The organism is Novosphingobium sp. (genome assembly GCF_019748365.1).
Lineage (GTDB): Bacteria > Pseudomonadota > Alphaproteobacteria > Sphingomonadales > Sphingomonadaceae > Novosphingobium.
Window position 1 is genome coordinate 1 of the sequence record NZ_JAIEPN010000098.1, and the last position, 16,391, is coordinate 16,391.

The 16,391-nt window shown below is 64.2% G+C and carries 13 protein-coding genes; 5 read left to right on the forward strand and 8 right to left on the reverse strand.

What is annotated here, in order from left to right:
- Positions 1–167 precede the first annotated feature (167 nt).
- Positions 168–587, forward strand: coding sequence for a GNAT family N-acetyltransferase (locus K5Q19_RS12270; protein WP_231472260.1), 420 nt, complete (start codon positions 168–170; stop codon positions 585–587).
- Positions 588–676: 89 nt separating this feature from the next.
- On the opposite strand, the gene K5Q19_RS12275 is transcribed toward K5Q19_RS12270, so the two are convergent.
- The 5 genes from K5Q19_RS12275 to K5Q19_RS12295 form a co-directional block, all read right to left on the reverse strand.
- Positions 677–1,789, reverse strand: coding sequence for a replication initiator protein A (locus K5Q19_RS12275; RefSeq protein WP_062069515.1), 1,113 nt, complete (start codon positions 1,787–1,789; stop codon positions 677–679).
- A 733-nt stretch (positions 1,790–2,522) separates the two neighbouring features.
- Positions 2,523–4,199, reverse strand: coding sequence for a type IV secretory system conjugative DNA transfer family protein (locus tag K5Q19_RS12280; protein WP_292945499.1), 1,677 nt, complete (start codon positions 4,197–4,199; stop codon positions 2,523–2,525).
- A 6-nt stretch (positions 4,200–4,205) separates the two neighbouring features.
- On the reverse strand, positions 4,206–4,496 hold the full coding sequence (locus K5Q19_RS12285; protein ID WP_062346066.1) for a hypothetical protein: 291 nt from the start codon (positions 4,494–4,496) through the stop codon (positions 4,206–4,208).
- On the reverse strand, positions 4,493–4,717 hold the full coding sequence (locus K5Q19_RS12290; protein WP_066268892.1) for a conjugal transfer protein TraD: 225 nt from the start codon (positions 4,715–4,717) through the stop codon (positions 4,493–4,495). Before K5Q19_RS12290 ends, K5Q19_RS12285 begins: the two co-directional genes overlap by 4 nt.
- A gap of 37 nt (positions 4,718–4,754) precedes the next feature.
- Positions 4,755–5,060, reverse strand: a complete 306-nt coding sequence (locus K5Q19_RS12295; RefSeq protein WP_066268908.1) for a conjugal transfer protein TraD — start codon at positions 5,058–5,060, stop codon at positions 4,755–4,757.
- 174 nt (positions 5,061–5,234) lie between these two features.
- Here K5Q19_RS12295 and traA point away from each other — a divergent pair, with 174 nt between their 5' ends.
- The 3 genes from traA (at position 5,235) to K5Q19_RS12310 (ending at position 9,980) form a co-directional block, all read left to right on the forward strand.
- On the forward strand, positions 5,235–8,339 hold the full coding sequence (gene traA / locus K5Q19_RS12300) for a Ti-type conjugative transfer relaxase TraA (RefSeq protein WP_066268888.1): 3,105 nt from the start codon (positions 5,235–5,237) through the stop codon (positions 8,337–8,339).
- Between the two features lie 14 nt (positions 8,340–8,353).
- Positions 8,354–9,064, forward strand: coding sequence for a DUF6118 family protein (locus K5Q19_RS12305; RefSeq protein ID WP_066268885.1), 711 nt, complete (start codon positions 8,354–8,356; stop codon positions 9,062–9,064).
- 469 nt (positions 9,065–9,533) lie between these two features.
- Positions 9,534–9,980 carry a flagellar hook-basal body complex protein FliE gene (locus K5Q19_RS12310; RefSeq protein ID WP_251652458.1) on the forward strand — a complete coding sequence of 149 codons (447 nt, stop codon included), beginning with the start codon at positions 9,534–9,536 and terminating at the stop codon, positions 9,978–9,980.
- 356 nt (positions 9,981–10,336) lie between these two features.
- Here the strand turns inward: K5Q19_RS12310 and K5Q19_RS12315 are convergent, their stop codons facing one another.
- Positions 10,337–10,846: a nuclear transport factor 2 family protein gene (locus K5Q19_RS12315; RefSeq protein ID WP_235209630.1), complete on the reverse strand. Its 510-nt coding sequence runs from the start codon at positions 10,844–10,846 to the stop codon at positions 10,337–10,339.
- 256 nt (positions 10,847–11,102) lie between these two features.
- On the opposite strand from K5Q19_RS12315, the gene K5Q19_RS12320 reads away from it, so the two are divergent.
- A complete protein-coding gene (locus K5Q19_RS12320) occupies positions 11,103–11,309 on the forward strand; it encodes a DUF6118 family protein (RefSeq protein ID WP_051519908.1) in 207 nt (68 codons plus the stop codon).
- Between the two features lie 63 nt (positions 11,310–11,372).
- Here K5Q19_RS12320 and K5Q19_RS12325 read toward each other — a convergent pair whose 3' ends face one another.
- Together K5Q19_RS12325 and K5Q19_RS12330 are read right to left on the reverse strand one after the other, a co-directional pair.
- Positions 11,373–13,238, reverse strand: a complete 1,866-nt coding sequence (locus K5Q19_RS12325; RefSeq protein ID WP_082736289.1) for a cytochrome c/FTR1 family iron permease — start codon at positions 13,236–13,238, stop codon at positions 11,373–11,375.
- A gap of 308 nt (positions 13,239–13,546) precedes the next feature.
- Complete coding sequence (locus K5Q19_RS12330; RefSeq protein ID WP_037475977.1) at positions 13,547–16,234, reverse strand: vitamin K epoxide reductase family protein; 2,688 nt, start codon at positions 16,232–16,234, stop codon at positions 13,547–13,549.
- Between the last annotated feature and the right edge of the window lie 157 nt (positions 16,235–16,391).

Here is a 16,391-nt window from a genome sequence, read left to right on the forward strand (position 1 = left end):
ACACATCAATCTAACCGGGGAATATCGCTGGCCCAAATCCTTAGCGTAGGATTCCGCCCCCTCCCGCAAACGCCCCCACACTGTCCTATTGCCGCCACGATTTTCGGCGAAGCAATCACGCTATGGTAGTTATTAGGCACGCGATCTTTCCTCGTGACACAGCTTCGGTGCTGGGCATCTGGCGTGAGTTCATCGCTAATTCGCCGGTCAATCTCGACTATCAGAATAATGACGCTGAGTTTGCAAACTTGCCTGGGAAGTATGCGGCGCCCAAAGGATGCGTGCTGCTTGCGGACCGGGAGGGGGAAATCGAAGGCTGCGTAGCGATGCGCCAAGTCACACACGAGATATGCGAGATGAAACGACTATATGTTCGTCCCCAGGCTCAGGGACGGCATCTTGGTCGCGCGCTCGCTGAACGTCTGATCGAGGAAGCTCGCACTGTGGGCTACAGCGAAATGAGGCTCGATGTGCAAGCGAAGTTCGTCCCCGCGCGCAAGCTGTATGAGACTCTTGGTTTCGTCGCGGCGGAGCCGATTTCCTTCAACCCGGTTCCCGGCGCATCCTTTCTTGGACTTCACCTGTAGTCGAGTCCGTAGCTATCGACCAGAAAGTGACAAAGGCGGATCAGTCGATATGTTTGCATGTGGACATGAACGCTTGTCCACATAAGGGATCAGCGCAGTGGCTTGCGTTCGTGCCGTTTCTTGCAGAAGCCTAGGAAAGCGGCGCGGGGGCTTTTCAGCTCGGGCTTGCCCATGTCGTGCCACCACGACACCCATTCGTCATAAAGCGCATACACGTCATAGCCTGGCGCGGCCGTCTTGGCGTCGTGCATGGTTTCCGGGTCGATATAGGGCGCATCGTCGCCGGCGTTGGCGAGCGGATCGGGCTTGGACTTGAGGCCCGAGCGGTTGCGGAACAGGATCACGTCATCATTCATCGTCACCGCATAGTCGGGGAAATGGCCGTGGTCCGCGTCATGCTCGCAGACCTTCTTGACCAAGGCCCGGAACACCCGGAGCGGGCTGTTCGAGCCGCATTTCTTTTGCAGCAGCTCCAGGCCGATCTTCCATTCGTCCTTCACGCCGCAATGCTTGCGGGCCAGCTCATACATGCGCCGCTCGAACGGCTTGCGGAGCCGGAAATAGTCGCGGTGAAGCGTCAGAACATTCTTGCTGATGACCGAGCGATAAACCCAATCCGACAGGGTGATTTCCAGATCGAGCATACGGCCGTCGAACGTCTTGCGTGTGATTCTGGCTTCTTCGATCAGCCCGAAAATCCGCGTTTCCTCGACACCGCCCGTCTGGATATTGGTCCGCACCGTGGTCCCGCGCAGGCGGGTGAGGGCGTCGGCCATCAGCCGATAGCCTTCGCCGCTGGTTTGCCGGTTGGTGGCGACGAGCATGTCATAGGCTTGCAGGCGCACCGTGCGGCTAGGTTGCTGGCCCTGATTCATCTTCGCGACGAGCTGCGAAATACAGTAGATCAATATGTCCTTGTCGTGGATCGTCGCCAGCCCCTTGCCCGAGGGGATAATCTCGATAACGTTGCCGTTATGCTCATAGCGCCGCATCCGGTTGTCGGGCTTGGTCGAGAGCGAGAAAACCGGATGCTCCATCGAGGCCATGTCGTCCTTGGGGATGGCGTCGAGAACATCGCAGATGAACAGGTCTTGGTTAGGGTGCCGCACCGGCAGCAGCGGCGTGCGATCGTCGCCGTCCACGGCCATGGACGGCGCGGCGATCGGCGCGTCAAACAGGGAAGGGGCGGAGTCTATCGTCATTTCACTAACGCCACAGCTACTATCGTCATTTCACATACGCAAGCGGATTATCGTCATTTCAGATTCACCCCCGCGCTATCGTCATTCCGATTACGCTTGGAGGGGGCGGGCCTATCGTCAGAGTGGATTCACCCTATCGTCACTCTGGATTCGCTTTTTCGTCAGAGCGGATTCACCGCGCGTCACAAAAACGCCAATTAATACATTATTTTCAACGCACTATAAAACCGCCCAAATCCCGTAACACGACTCTAAACCCATATATTAACACTAGGGCGAGGCTGTGGATAACTTTAGGCTGCCCCGCTTGATGCGACGTTGAAAGGAAGAAAAGCACCGCCTCTTGGGGCTCCGCCCCGCCGGCTCGCGGCCTTCGGCCGCCCCGGATCGCTATGCGATCCTCCCACCCGGCATCCCCAAAATGAGCCGGCTTCGCCGGCACGCTTTTGTTAATTTGGGGTGTGGTGTAACCGTCACACCCCTATCGCCAGCGCATCATTGAACCCAGCCGCCGAAAATGGCTTTCCAGAAAAGCCAAGCGGATATGTGGGCGTTCTGATCGAGAGGGTAGAGGAGGCGGAAACGTCCCCACAGGGGGCGATTTCCGGCCCGCCCGGCCTCATTCCGGGCGTAGGTCAGGGTTTTCGGCGTCGGAACCGCCTATGGCGCTCTACGGGCTTCCCAGGGCCGCCCGATTTTTCCGGCGCGAGATCCACGCACCGTTTAAACGGCCTCACGCCTTGTCGAAGCGGCCCGCGAACTCGCGATCGGCATAGTATTTGAGCTTGGCGGCGACGATCGGCCGTTGCCCCGCGAGGAACAGGAGCTGGTAATCCTCGCGCAGCGTGCGGACTTCATCGGGGGTGAGCAGCGGGCGAGCGACATGCTGCGCGCCGAACGATATGCCGGTTTCGTCGCTGTCGATCGCGCGGCTCATGGTCTCGAACACGACCGTCTCCTGGCCGAGCAGATCGGAGACGAGCTTGGCACTGTCGTGATCGTTGACCCCGAATATCTGCAAGACGCCAGCGTTGGACAAGAAGGTGCCGGCACGGCGCTCGTAGAGCGCGCGGAGCTGGTGAACGTCTTGCAGGATCGGCCAGAGCTGGATGCCGTAGCCGGCCATGAGGCCCATAGCGCGCTCGACGGGTTCGAGGCGGCCGAGGGCGGCGAACTCATCGAGCAGGAACAGGACGGGGCGGGCGGGGGAGGCCGGCGCGCGCGCCAGATCGGTCAACCCTTGCGCCAGCATCAGGCGCAGCCACCGGGCATAGGTGGCGAGCCGATCGGGCGGCAGCACCAGATAGACGGTTGTGGGCTGCGTCTTCACATCGGCGAAGGTGAAATCCGAGCGGCCCAGCACGGCCGACATGCGCGGGGAATCGAGAAAATGGGTATGGCGCTGCGCGGCCGACAGCACGCCGGCCGCTTCGCGGTCGGACTTGCCCAGGTGGCGGTTGGCGGCACGCGCGATCAGGCCCCGCGCCTGCGTGCTGCGCGACATTTCCCGCAGCATCCTTTGGGAATTATCAGGCGCGAAGGTGAGGCAGTCGCGCAGGGCTTCCAGCGTGTAGTCCTGGCCTTGCGCTTGCGGGTCACAGGCCACCCACAAGAGGATACCGGCGATCAGCGCCTTGGCTTCCTCGTTCCAATGCGCCTCGCCAGCTTCGCCGGGAGCGTCATAGACCAGCGCGTCGGCCAGCGTCATGGCGTCGTCGGCGAGATCGAGGCCGGCAGGGTCGAGGCGATCGAGCGGGTTGAACGCGGCTGAGGGGATGCCCGTCACCCCGAAGGGATCGAGGACATGGACCGGGCCGAACTTCGCGCGATAGCGGGCGGTGATGCGGGCATTCTCGCCCTTGGGGTCGATGCAGATGACCGAACCGGGATAGTCGAGCAGATTGGGAATGATGGTCCCCACGCCCTTGCCGGTGCGCGTCGGCGCGATCGTCAGCAGATGGGCGGGACCGGCGTAGCGCAGCAGCTTGCCCGATTTGCGATCACGGCCGATCAGCAGGTCTTCGCCATTTTGGGCGAGCGGGCGCGTCTCGCGCTCGGTGGCGAAGCGGGCCGAACCGTGGGTGTCATCGCCGGCAGGACCGCCATAGCGCAGGATCAGCGGTTGGAAGAGGGCGCGCAGCGTGACGAGGATGATGACCAGGCTCGTCAGCATCATTACGATTTGGTAGATGTTGGAATCGCGGGGCAGGCCGAGCAGCTTGCCGAGGATCAGCGGCACGCCGAGGCCCAGCACCAGGCCGGTGATGAGGAACAGGACCACCACGCCGAACAGGTGGCGGATCAGCGCGACCGGACTGGTGACGAGGGCCGTGATCGCCCATATCGGCTGTTCGCGCGCGATACGGGCGAGGTTGCGAAGCGCACGGCCGAGCTGGCGGAACCATTCCATCGCCGCTTACCCGTCCGCCCGGATCGTCGCCGGCGAGATCGCTAGCGCCGGGTCGGCGTCGGGATGATCGAGCAGCTTGAGAACGATCGCGGTGGCTAGGGGAGGGGGGACAGCTTCTGCGCGCAGCATGTCGAACAGGGCGTGTTCGTCGGCGTCGAGGTCCATGCCTTCGATCGCGAGATTGGCGCGGGCTTCGGCATCGCCTTCGCGCCACAGAGCGATTTCGGCGGGGGTGCCGCGGACATAATCGAGCGCGCGGACCTCTGCCCGGATCGCTTCGACATCGAGCCTGGTCATGGTGCGTCACTCCCTTCCGCTTCCGCGTCGAACGCGCGTTTGCCGCGCCGCTTCCACAGCGTCAGCATGTTGTCGGCATCCTCGCCCTGGGCGCGCGCGGCGAGATCGAGCATCGCGCCGTAGAGGGTCGCGCGATCATCGTCGGTCAGATCGACGAGGCCGGCTTTGTGGACGAGGCCGCCCAGCTCGATCAGGTGGCGGGTGCGTTCCCTGCGTTGCACAACCCATCCTCTCGTATCGGCGCGGCGCGCGGCGGCTTCAACCCTGCGCCTCGCCTGTGCCAGTTTCGTTTCCGCTTTCCGCGTTGCCAGCAGCGCGTCGCGAACCCTTGCGCCCGCGTCCTTGAAAGAAGGCCGCGCCTTTCGAGCGCCACGCCTCCTTTTCTTCCGTGCTGGCGGATGCGACGGCAGCGAGCAGCGCGCCCGCCAGCACATCGAGATCGAGCGCATCGGCCCCGGTGGTGGTGACGAGTTCGCCGAGCTGCTGGACCTTCCTGGCCTTCAATGTCCTGGCCTTGTCGCCGAGCGCTTTCAGCTCCGCGTCATAGTCCCGCACCTTGCGCATCATCCTCTCCCTCGCGCCCATCAACAGGAACCGCAGCGTAGCATGATCGGCGTGATAGGGTAGCGCGTCCGGCAGAAAATACGGCGAAGTCAATCATGCGAACGGCAGAGAGTGTGAGTGCGCGCTTATACGTCGTTGCCGACGTGCGCTCAGAAGTGCAATAAGCAGGGTGTCATGGCGATCTACCATTTCTCGGCCAAGGTTGTGAGTCGCGCCAACGGATCGAGCGCGGTTGCAAGCGCGGCCTATCGTGCAGCGGAACGGCTGCACGATGATCGACTCGGGCGCGACCATGATTTCTCGAATAAGGCAGGCGTCGTCCATTCGGAAATCATACTGCCCGAAGGCGCACCGGAGCGTTTAAACGACCGCGCTTGCCTGTGGAATGAAGTCGAGGCCGGCGAGAAGCGCAAGGACGCGCAGTTGGCGCGCGAAGTCGAGTTCGCGATCCCGCGCGAGATGAACACGGCTCAGGGCGTGAGCCTCGCCCGCGATTTCGTCGAAAAGCAGTTTGTCGATCGGGGCATGGTCGCGGACCTCAATGTGCATTGGGACAGGGGCAAGGACGGCGAGCCCAAGCCGCACGCGCATGTCATGCTGTCGATGCGCGAGGTTGGCCCCGAGGGCTTCGGGCAGAAGGTGCGCGAGTGGAACAGCAATGCGCTCCTGAAGGAGTGGCGCGAGGCGTGGGCCGATCATGTCAACGAGCGGTTGGCCCAGCTGGATATTGATGCCCGCATAGATCATCGCACGTTGGAGGCGCAGGGCATTGACCTTGAGCCGCAACACAAGATCGGACCGGCTGCGTCGCGGATGCCCGAACAAGGGCTTGAGGCCGAGCGGGCCGAGGACCATGCCCGGATCGCGCGCGAGAATGGCGAGAAGATCATTGCGCGGCCCGAGATCGCGCTGGACGCGATCACCCGGCAGCAGGCGACGTTCACGCGGCGCGACCTGGCGCAGTTCGCGTTCCGGCACAGCGACGGCAAGGATCAGTTCGACCAGGTGATGAGCGCGGTGCGGACCTCGCCCGAGCTGGTGGGGCTGGGCAAGGACGGGCGCGGCGAGGACCGCTTTACCTCCCGCGATATGATCGACACCGAGCAGCGGTTGGAACACGCCGCCGATCGTCTTGCCGACAAGGCGAGGCATGGTCTCCCGGCAGCGTCGCTGCAAAGGGGGCTGGACGCCGCCGGGAGTGAGGGCCTGGTGCTCGGGGGAGAGCAGCAAGCTGCGCTGGCGCATATAACCGGCGAGAAGGATATTGCCATCGTGGTCGGCTACGCCGGCACCGGCAAATCCGCCATGCTGGGGGTCGCGCGCGACGAATGGGAGCGCGCTGGCTACCAGGTGCGCGGCGCGGCGCTGTCGGGGATCGCGGCGGAGAGCCTGGAAGGCGGATCGGGCATCGCCTCGCGCACGATCGCCAGTCTCGAATATCAGTGGGACCAGGGCCGGGAGCTGCTAGGTCCGCGCGACGTGCTGGTGATCGACGAGGCCGGCATGATCGGCACGCGCCAGATGGAGCGGGTGCTGTCGGCGGCCGAGCGGGCGGGCGCGAAGGTGGTGCTGGTCGGCGATCCTGAGCAGTTGCAGGCGATCGAGGCGGGCGCGGCGTTTCGCGCGCTGGCCGAGCGGCATGGGGCGGCCGAGATCAGCGAGGTTCGCCGGCAGCATGAGGACTGGCAGAAAGACGCCACGCGGGCGCTGGCGACGGGCAGGACCGGCAAGGCCGTCCATGCCTATGAGGCGCATGGCATGGTGCAGGCGGCGGACACGCGCGAGCAGGCCCGGGCCGAGCTGGTCGACCGATGGGACGCGCAGCGCAGCGCCGATCCGGACAAGACCCGGATCATCCTCACCCATACCAATGCGGAGGTGCGTGACCTGAACCTGGCCGCGCGCGATCGGCTGCGCGCGTCGGGCGAATTGGGCGACGACGTGCGCGTGTCGGCCGAGCGCGGCGCGCGGGAGTTCGCCAGCGGCGACCGCATCATGTTCCTCAAGAACGAGCGCGGGCTTGGCGTGAAGAACGGTTTGCTGGGCAAGGTCGAGCGGGTGTCGCCCGACAGCATGGCGGTGCGGCTCGACGATGGCCGATCGGTGGCGTTCGACCTCAAGGACTATGCCCATGTCGATCATGGCTATGCTGCCACCATCCACAAATCGCAGGGGGTGACTGTCGATCAGGCGCATGTGCTGGCGACGCCGGGGATGGACCGCCATTCGGCCTATGTGGCGCTGTCGCGGCATCGCGAGGGCGTGCAGCTCCATTATGGCCGCGACGACTTCGCCGACACCGGCAAGCTTGTCCGCACGCTGGGCCGCGAGCGGGCGAAGGATATGGCGTCCGACTATCCGATGTTCCGCGACCGCGACGCCGAGGCGCAATCGTTCGCCGATCGGCGCGGGCTGTCGGGTGAGATCCGCGTTGCGGATGCGCCCGAGCGGAAGGGCGTGGAGATCCTCGCGCCGAGCGCGGGAACTTCACGCCAGATGGGCGACGACCGCGGCGCTGGCGAGGCGAAGGCCGCGGGCGAGGGGCGGCCGCGGCGGGGTATGTTCGACAATTTCCGGCCCGCACCCGAGCGGCCAGCGCCGGCGACCAATCGCGGCCAGGGCGAGAGGCCCAAGCGCGGCATGTTCGACGGGTTGAAGCTGTCGGCCGAGCCGGCGAAGGGCGCGGAGCGCACGCCGGCGTTGCCGGATCGCGGCCAGGATCGGACATTCGCGCGCGCGGTCGAGCGGACCTCGCGTTCGGCCGAGGCGATGTTGCAGGCCCGCGCATCGGGCGGGCCGGTGTTGGAACATCAGAAAGTCGCGCTCGAGCGCGCGACCGAGGCGCTTGACCAGATCAGGCCAGGAGCTTCGCGCGACCTCGCATCGGCGATGCAGCGCGATCCGGCCTTGCTGCGCGACGCGGCGGCGGGACGCAGCGGCCCGATGATCGAAGCGATGGCGCAGGAAGCTCGCGTGCGCACCGATCCGAACTTGCGCGCCGATCGGTTTGTGGAACGCTGGCAACAGCTCTCCCAGGACCGAGACCGCCTCTATCGCGCCGGCGACATGACGGGCCGCGAGAAGGCGGGCAAGGAAATGGCGGGCATGGCGAAAAGCCTTGAGCGCGATCCACAGGTGGAATCGATCCTGCGTAATCGCACCCGCGAGCTGGGGCTTGAGATCGGCATGGAGCGCAGCCCGCAGATGGGCGGCGGCGAGCTGGGCCGCCAGTTGACGCATGAGCTGGGAATCGGCCGCGACCGTGGACTTAGCCGGTAGGGAGAGAAACAAACATGGACGAGGACGAGTATCGCGAACCCCATGCCGGCGACGATCCAGTGGCCGCGTTCGAGCGGTTGCGCGGCGAGGTGTCGTTGCTGCGTCATGCGGTCGAAGGGCTGACCGCCGCGCGCGAGTCCATCGACATTCCCGATTATCAGCCGACGCTTGAGCGTACCGAAAAGGTGCTGGGGGTTCTGGCCCAGCAGATCGCCGCGATGCGGAAAAGCCCTGCCCTGTCGATGGACCCGGCGCATATGGCGGGCGAGATCGCGACGGCGGCGATCGGCGCGCGCCGCGAGGACCAGCGTCTTATCACCGAGGCGCGCACGGCGCTGGACCAGGCCGCGCGTGAGATCGGGAGCCGGCTTGCTTCCGCGCGGCGCGGCGACGAGCAGAATCGCTGGCTATATCTGTTCGGCGGTGGCGGCCTGGTGCTGGGGCTGTTGTTCTATGCCGCGTTGGCGGGGCCGATCGCGCGTCTGACGCCCGATAGCTGGCTATGGCCTGAAGGCGTGGCGACGCGCGTTTTGGACGCGCCGACGCAATGGGAGGGGGGGCAGCGGTTGATGCGGGCCGCTGCGCCGGAGCGCTGGGAGGCGATCGTCGCGACCGACAAGCTGTTGCGCGACAATCGCGAGACGATCGAGACGTGCCGCAAGTCGGCGACGAAGGCAAAGAAGCCGGTGCGCTGCACGATCGAGGTCAAGCCGGCGACAGAATAAGGGTGGATTCCGAGCATGATCGGGGTTGCGCGGGGCGGTAATGTCACGGTACAGGGCCGACCCCGCAGCGCAGGCACTTCGATGCCGCTCATAGGTGCACTCCCGGCAGCCGGGCCGACGAGGGAAAAAGCGCCGTCAGGCGCCAGCGTAGGGGCATCAGCGTGGCAAAGGTGAGCCCCCATACCCAAGCTGCCAGCGCGAGCGGCAAGGGTGTCGTGCGCGATTGTCCTTTGATTTAGCGAGAGAAGGCGCGCTGCACAATTAAAATGCCCCGTATGTAGTGAGTCCCATCTCGTCAACTGCCAATGATTAGACCTCTGGTCGCGCATCGTCTGGCAGGCTTGGACGAATCCTATAAGGATCGGCGCACGGCTTTACGATGAAGCAATCATTCCTAAGCGTCGTTAACCATCCTCTAACGCATGCGATGCGATTATACAGCTATGCTAGAGGTCGCACCGGGGTGAACATGAGCAGCATCTTCAACGACGTCATGGCCGTGCGAAGCGCCATCCTCGACAGGAATGCGGCGCTTCGAAATGTAGCAAGCAGCGCGGGTTCTGTTGGTAGCCCCGGGGGTGCGGGAGCAAAATTCGAAGCAGCGATGGATACCGTGCTTGGAAAGGCGGACGGTGCAGACTCGGTCGTAGGTCCAGGTTCGACCCAAGGGATCTCGGCTGCCGGGCGCGCGGAACCAGGTGGCTTTACCTCTACACTGCAAACACAGCTTCAAAAGATCAATGAAATCAACGCTCGCGCCGGAAAGTTGACGGTTGCCTATGAACGCGGCGAAGAGGTCGATATTGCAAAGGTAATGCTCGCGCGGCAGGAGTCGTCGATCGCGTTCGAGGCGACGTTGCAAGTTCGCAATAAGTTGCTTTCCGCGTATAAGGACATCATGAGCATGCCAGTCTAGCGAAAACCTTGTCGATCATATCATTGTAAGGAAGTCAGATACGAGCATCCCACCGTATCAGCTATGATGGGTTCAGATCGGCATCGAAGGGTATTCTGTTATGAGAAGATCGAGGGCGATTATCACAGCCATGTTTCTGTTACCTCTGGCCGTAACGGCTTGTGGCAGCAGCGAGGAAACGTCGGACATCTCCGAGGATCAGATGAACCATTATGCTGGCATACCGGAGCACGATCACCCGACGAATTCTACAAATGCGACACCGCAGTCGGCTACGCCGAATCCAGCGAAGAAGCAGTAGCGGCCATATTGCCGACCCCTGAAGCTGGATCCGGGCGCAATGTGATCTTGACCGATCAGGAGCCTTTCGGCTTGCGAGCGCTACTGTGCATGCTGATGATCTTCCAGCTGCTCCCCGAGCGCGTTAAGACGCTGGTTGCGACGCCAATACGTTCGGCAACAGCCCCGTTCTTCGGCTCGATCCGATAGCGGTAGGTCTCGGTGGCAAGTGCGACCGGACCCTCAAAGCGAACCTTCACCTTGTAGTCGGAAAATGTAAACGACTTGAAGGCTGCCAGCTCTGGCCCAAGATGATGGGCGAGGTATGTCGCGTAGGTTCCCTCCGAGCCACCCGTTTCGAATATCTGGGAGTCGGCCGCGAAGAGTCGCTCTGTTCCTTTCGCATCGAGCTTTTCAATCGCCGCCTTGTACTGCGACAGTACTGCCTCCACGGCCTTCGTATCCGCGAAGCGCGATGCAGGCTGGGCGGCGACCGCGATCGGCATCGCCAGTGCTGTGGCCATTGCCACCCTAAACGCCAAAATCATGTTTCCCCCTTCAAAATGCCAGATGGTTGAGGCCGCCATGCATGAAGGCGCGCCCCAGGAACCCTTGTACCGATATCGCCAGCGTCATCAAACCGAGCAAACCCCCAATACACCGCGCACGATCGGTCGGGCGCGGTGCGGTGCACTGTGGCCAGTTAGGCGAGGCCTATTCCAAATGTCGCGATCGAGGTGCCGAGCCAGCGGCGGCGGGAAGCTTTTGGTGCTGCTACTCTAGGTCCGCTGGCGGGGCCGATCGCGCACCTTGCACCGGCGAGCTGGCAAATGGCCCGAGCGCATGGCGGCGCGCGTGCTGGATGAACCCACCCTTTGGGATGCCGGCCAGCATCTGATGGTCAGCGCATCGCAGCCGAGCTGGGAGGTGATAGTCACGGCCGACAGGGTCTTGCGCGACAATCGCGAGACGATCAAGGGATGCCGCAAAGCCGCTGTGAAGGCGAAGCAGGCGGTGCGCTGCACGATCCAGAAAAAGGCGGCGGAATAGCTACGGACGCCTCCCGGCTCAGCCGCAAGAGGTGATGGTCTCCGTCATGGACTCGCATCGGTGCTAGTGAGCCGATGCCCTGCCCCGATCGCCGCGACGGTTCCAGGCGAACCCGATCGCGATAGCCACCGCCATCAGGAGCTGCGCCAGCACGGATTGCCATGTAGGGAACAGGCCAAGTATTGAGAGCCTGGGCACATCGCGAAGCGGCGCTATGGCAATGATGCCCGCCTCTTGGAGAGCGGAAACCCCCTTGCCCGCGAGCACGACCGTCAGGATCGCCATCAGCCAGGAGCTGTAGCGGAAGAACTGCGTGATCGGCAGCGTGCGGCTGTAGCGAAGCATGGCCCAGGCGATCACCGCAAGCAGGAGAACGGCCGAGCCCGCCCCGGCCAGCAGCACGGGACCGTTTCCTTGCGACCAGAGCGCCGCGTAGAACAGGATTGTCTCAAAGACCTCCCGATAGACCACCACGAACGCCAGCCCGAACAGGAACCAGCCCGATCCTCCGGTGAGCGCCCGTGACATTTTTTCCCGGATATAGCGTTGCCACTGATCGGCTTGCGCCTTGCCGTGCATCCATATTCCAACCGAGAGCAGCACGACCGCAGCGAACAGCGACCCAAACCCTTCGGTCAGCTCCCGGCTCGCGCCGCTGATCCCGATTGCATAGGTGGCCACCACCCAGGTGATCCCCCCGGCAACGAGCGCGCTGATCCAACCGCCATGCACGTATCGCAGCGCCTCTCCTCGCTCCGCCTTGCGAAGGAACGCGATCATGGCGACGACGATGAGCAAGGCTTCGAGCCCCTCGCGCAGCAAGATCGTGAATGCGCCCAGGAACGTGGACGCTTCCGTGGCGGCATCAGGCGCCAGCGCCGCTTCCGCATCGTCGAACAGCCCGTCGAGCACTGACACCTTTTCCGCGAGCTCGTTGGGCGAGGCACCGCGGTCGATCGCGGCGCGAAACTCGCCCATCGCGCCTTCGATCCGGCCCATCAGCGCCGCGTCGCGCGCGGTGAGCGTTGGTTCGACCGGCTCGAACCCGTCGAGATAAGCCGACAAGGCCAGCTCCCTCGCCCCGCGCGCATCGCCACGCCGCGCTGCCGCTAGGCTTTGGGCGAGCTTGGCGCGCGCAACCGCAAGCGAGCCAGGCGCGTGTTGCATCACCTGATCGGGATGGCGGCGGAGATAGGCCATGACCGCATCGGCCTTCGCTTCGCCAATCGAGGTGGCGAGCGCGGCCGGGGTGAGCGCGACGAGGGTTTTCAGGTCCGGTATGCGCTGGCGAAGCGCCGGGTTTGACTTCCACAGCCGCTCGCCTTCGCGCGCCTGTTCGTCGGTGAAGGCGAAGCTCCCGGCGCGGAAGGCGAGCGCCCAGCGCTGATCGTTCGCCACATCGGCGAAGCTCTGCATCCCTGTCCCGTCGATCCCTTGCGTCACCACCTGATAGAGCGCGAACACGCTTCGCTGGCGGGCGCGCTCGGCATCAGTGAACGCGATCGGCGGCGGATCGAGCTTGGCGGCGTCGGGGCCATGCCCGTCGCCCGTCATGCCGTGGCAGGACGCGCAGGATTGTCGAAACAGCGCATCGGCCGAGGCGAGGTCCGGAGCCTTGTCGGGCGCGAGCGGCACTGGATAGGCGCGCAGCAGATCAGCCGCCAGCCCGTGCGCGGTGGTCGCCACCTGTTCAGCCGATGCCTTGCGCGCGATCATCCCTTGCAGGTTGTCGGCTCCTTGAACCAGCGCCGGCCGTTCCGGCTTCGCCGGCAGATCGCGCAGCCGCGTCGTAACGGACGCGGAGAACTCGTTCATCTCGGCATACTCGGCCGCGCTCTTGACCCGGCCCTCGGCAACCGCACCGCCATAATCGACGGCGATATAGTCGAGCAGCCGCCATGCGGTTTGCACGTCGCCGGGTTCGGCCATTGTCGCGGCCGGGATGAACAGCGCGGTGAGCGTGATGGCAAGCCGCAGGAGGACAAGTTTGAGACGCGTCACTTCATATTATCTTTGTCTCGATGCGATGCAGCTTAGCCGCAGGCCACCAACGATCCTGCGAAGGAATCGCATTAGCATGCTGGACCGTACCGGAACAGTGTCGATGCTCGCTTAAAGCTGTAGCCGCGGTCCACCGCCCCCGTCATCACCCCCGCCGCCTGAATGACCGCCCGGATAGAACTCGGTACCTGGACTGCGCCATGCTGTGCCCCTCCTCTCTGGAGGCGAGTAAGGCCTCAAATTACGTATTTGTCCCAGCTCGCATAATGTTCGGGGCTGCGCTTGCCGCGCGGCAGGCTGAGCCCGATGAGCGCGATTCCCACGACCACCGACACGATCGCCCCAAGGGGGCCGGCCCCTGTCAGCAGGAACGGGGCAGCGACGAGCCATGCCCCGAACGCGACATTGATGAAGCGCAGCGCGCGAGCGACCTCCGCGGTGGCGATGATCGCCACGGTGATGACCAGCGCGCCGACGACATGGTCGCTGTTCGCCATCTCGCCTTCGTTCCCCAGGATCACCCGCGTCAGCATCAGGAAGGCGCCGAGCACGATACTGGCCGCCAGCGTCCACGGCAGCGTCAGCCCGCGCTTCGCATCCGCCCAGAAGGTAGAAGGCGAGGCCATCACGTCGGATGCGTCCTCGGCCCCCGCCTCGACCGCGTCGCCCTGGAAGAAGGTGCGGATCAGCGGCTTGCCGCGGCGCTTCGCCCAGGCGAGGAACTGGCCCATGGCAATGACCTCGTCCAATGCGAACGGGATCATGATCAGCATGGCGAGCGCGGCGATCAGCGCCAGCGTGCTCCACGTGCCGATGACGATCGGCTGGCTGATGATGAAATAGATGCTGACGACGCCGAGCGGAATGACGAGAATGCCGAAGAAGGTCACCATCCACGGCATGGTCCGCCAGCGGTCGCGGGTGCCCATCACCGCCATAAGAATTTCGAGCACGTAGCTGACTGTACCAAGACCGCCGTCGGGGATCGGCCAAGCCTTCGACATGTCGGATGTAATGATCTCCTCGGTCCCATTACGCGGGTCGGCCAGCGATCCAGCAAAGAACGGCTCCCACACAGTATCGATGTGGCCTAACTGGTAGGCCGTCAGGATACGCGAGGTCAGAAGCCCAATCAGCGCCATGGCGACGATCGGCAGCCGCTGCGCGTCCGTCGATGGCGAATAGGTCCAGCCAGGCGGGATGTTCTTGGGGTCCATCATGCCCGCCATGCTCATGCCCGGCATCATGGGGACCAGCACCGACAACGCGATCACGGCCGAGCCGATGAGCAGGTTGTTGTTGTACTGCGCGGCGCTCGGGCTCCAGAAGATCAGCGGCGCGAAGAACAGCCAGATGCCGATGAACGCGACAGCCCACTGCGCCCATGTCTTGGTGCGCGGGGCGAGCGACAGCGCGCCGAACAGCGCGATGGCGAGCCCGCTGACGACATCGCTGATAGCCAGTGCGCTGGCCCGCCATTCGATCGAAGGCAGCCCGCGATCGACGGTTACGAAACGCGCGGCTTCGCCGACGCTCTGCGTGGTCATGGAATCATAGATGAGCGGGCTGGAGGCGAGCCACAGACCGAGACCGATGTTGGCGTAAAGCGCCCAGCGTGCACGGCGCTCATCGCGGTCCATCAAGGCCATGTGATCGCCGTGCCCGCCGTGGTCCGACATGGCCGCGACCGCGGCGCCGGACCCGTGCCCCATCGCCGCGTGGTCCATTTTGCTGTGATCCATCCCGCCGTGATCTATGCCGCCCGTTCCGGCGGCCGCTGCGGGCTGGTGGTGGCCAGACCCCGCAAGCTCGGCCTCTGGCTCTTCATCCCACGCGACCAGGTTCTCGTTGAGCTTGTTGTTCCGGTACCAGGCCCGCGGATGCCGCTTGAGCGCAGCGACGATCGCCGGGAGCGTGTCGCGAAGGCTGTGCTTCGGTTCCCACCCGAGCAGCGACCGTGCGCGCGAGATGTCGAGGATATAGTGGTCGTTGCTGCTGTCGATCATCCAGGGCTGGATAAAGTCGTCGCTGCCGAGCGCTTCGTTCTGCAGGATGATCCCGGCCTTCGCGAGCGGCTGCGGGATGCGGATCGTCTTCCAGCCCTCGCCGTGGAGCGCCTCCCCGACGATGTCCTGGATCTCGGCATAGCCGGGCGGGTCGGGTTCGCCGACGAGCAGCGGCAGTTCTGACGGCAAGTCGTGCCGCCGATCGACGAGGCGCACCACGGCGTCGGCCAAGTCCTCGCGGTGCACCGATGACTGTGCCGCGCACAGCATGCCGGGATAGAAATGCGAGATCAGGCGGTGCTCGTAGATCTGCGATATCTGCTGCGCGAGAAACGCCGAGCGCCCGTCGTCGTCGTAAACTCCTGCGGCGCGGAGGAAGACGACGGGGATGTTCCCGTGGCGCTCATGCAGCAATGCCTCGGTGTCGACCTTGGACTGCGGATACGCCCAGGACGCACCGATTGGCGACTCCTCGCTGATGCGCTCCTCCGGAGTGGCGGTCGGCTTATGGACCAGCATCGTGCTGGCGAAGACGAATTGCTCGACCTCGAACGATTGCAGCCCGTCAATCAGCCGGCGGGTGCCCTGGACTGTCACCTTGTCATAGAGCGGGTTAGGCTTGCCGGTTATGTCGTAATAAGCGGCGAGGTGGATAACCGACGCGATGCGGGCGCCGTATCGTGCGCGCACCTCCTCGAGCGCGGCGCGGACCGCCTCGTCGGACCCGAGATCGATGGCGACCGCGGCCGCAGGAGGCGGCGGGTCCGGAGGACCGGCACGATCGAGTCCGACGACCGTGTAGCGTTCGCCGAGCCGGGCAATGAGCGCGGCGGCTATGAAACCGCTCGCACCCGTGATGAGGACGATCTCAGGAGCACCCTTGCCGCTCCCGGGCTCGCTGCGTTCGACGTCGGTCATGACTCTGCCACCCTCGTTCGTTCACCTTTGAATACATCAACAGACCCAGCAGAGCTAACCTCACCTACTGTCCGCCGTCGGCACCAATGGCACAGATTTGAGGTTGTGATTTAAGGAGGATCTGGGCTTCGTCGTAGTGACGAAGGAACGAAGATGA

Coding starts and splice junctions, on each gene's coding strand:
- K5Q19_RS12310 (WP_251652458.1), top strand. CDS start 9,534: ATGAGCAGCATCTTCAACGACGTCATGGCCGTGCGAAGCGCCATCCTC.
- K5Q19_RS12275 (WP_062069515.1), bottom strand. CDS start 1,789: ATGACGATAGACTCCGCCCCTTCCCTGTTTGACGCGCCGATCGCCGCG.
- K5Q19_RS12295 (WP_066268908.1), bottom strand. CDS start 5,060: ATGCGCAAGGTGCGGGACTATGACGCGGAGCTGAAAGCGCTCGGCGAC.
- K5Q19_RS12280 (WP_292945499.1), bottom strand. CDS start 4,199: ATGGAATGGTTCCGCCAGCTCGGCCGTGCGCTTCGCAACCTCGCCCGT.
- K5Q19_RS12285 (WP_062346066.1), bottom strand. CDS start 4,496: ATGACCAGGCTCGATGTCGAAGCGATCCGGGCAGAGGTCCGCGCGCTC.
- K5Q19_RS12315 (WP_235209630.1), bottom strand. CDS start 10,846: ATGGCGGCCTCAACCATCTGGCATTTTGAAGGGGGAAACATGATTTTG.
- K5Q19_RS12305 (WP_066268885.1), top strand. CDS start 8,354: ATGGACGAGGACGAGTATCGCGAACCCCATGCCGGCGACGATCCAGTG.
- K5Q19_RS12320 (WP_051519908.1), top strand. CDS start 11,103: ATGGCGGCGCGCGTGCTGGATGAACCCACCCTTTGGGATGCCGGCCAG.
- K5Q19_RS12325 (WP_082736289.1), bottom strand. CDS start 13,238: ATGGCCGAACCCGGCGACGTGCAAACCGCATGGCGGCTGCTCGACTAT.
- traA (WP_066268888.1), top strand. CDS start 5,235: ATGGCGATCTACCATTTCTCGGCCAAGGTTGTGAGTCGCGCCAACGGA.
- K5Q19_RS12330 (WP_037475977.1), bottom strand. CDS start 16,234: ATGACCGACGTCGAACGCAGCGAGCCCGGGAGCGGCAAGGGTGCTCCT.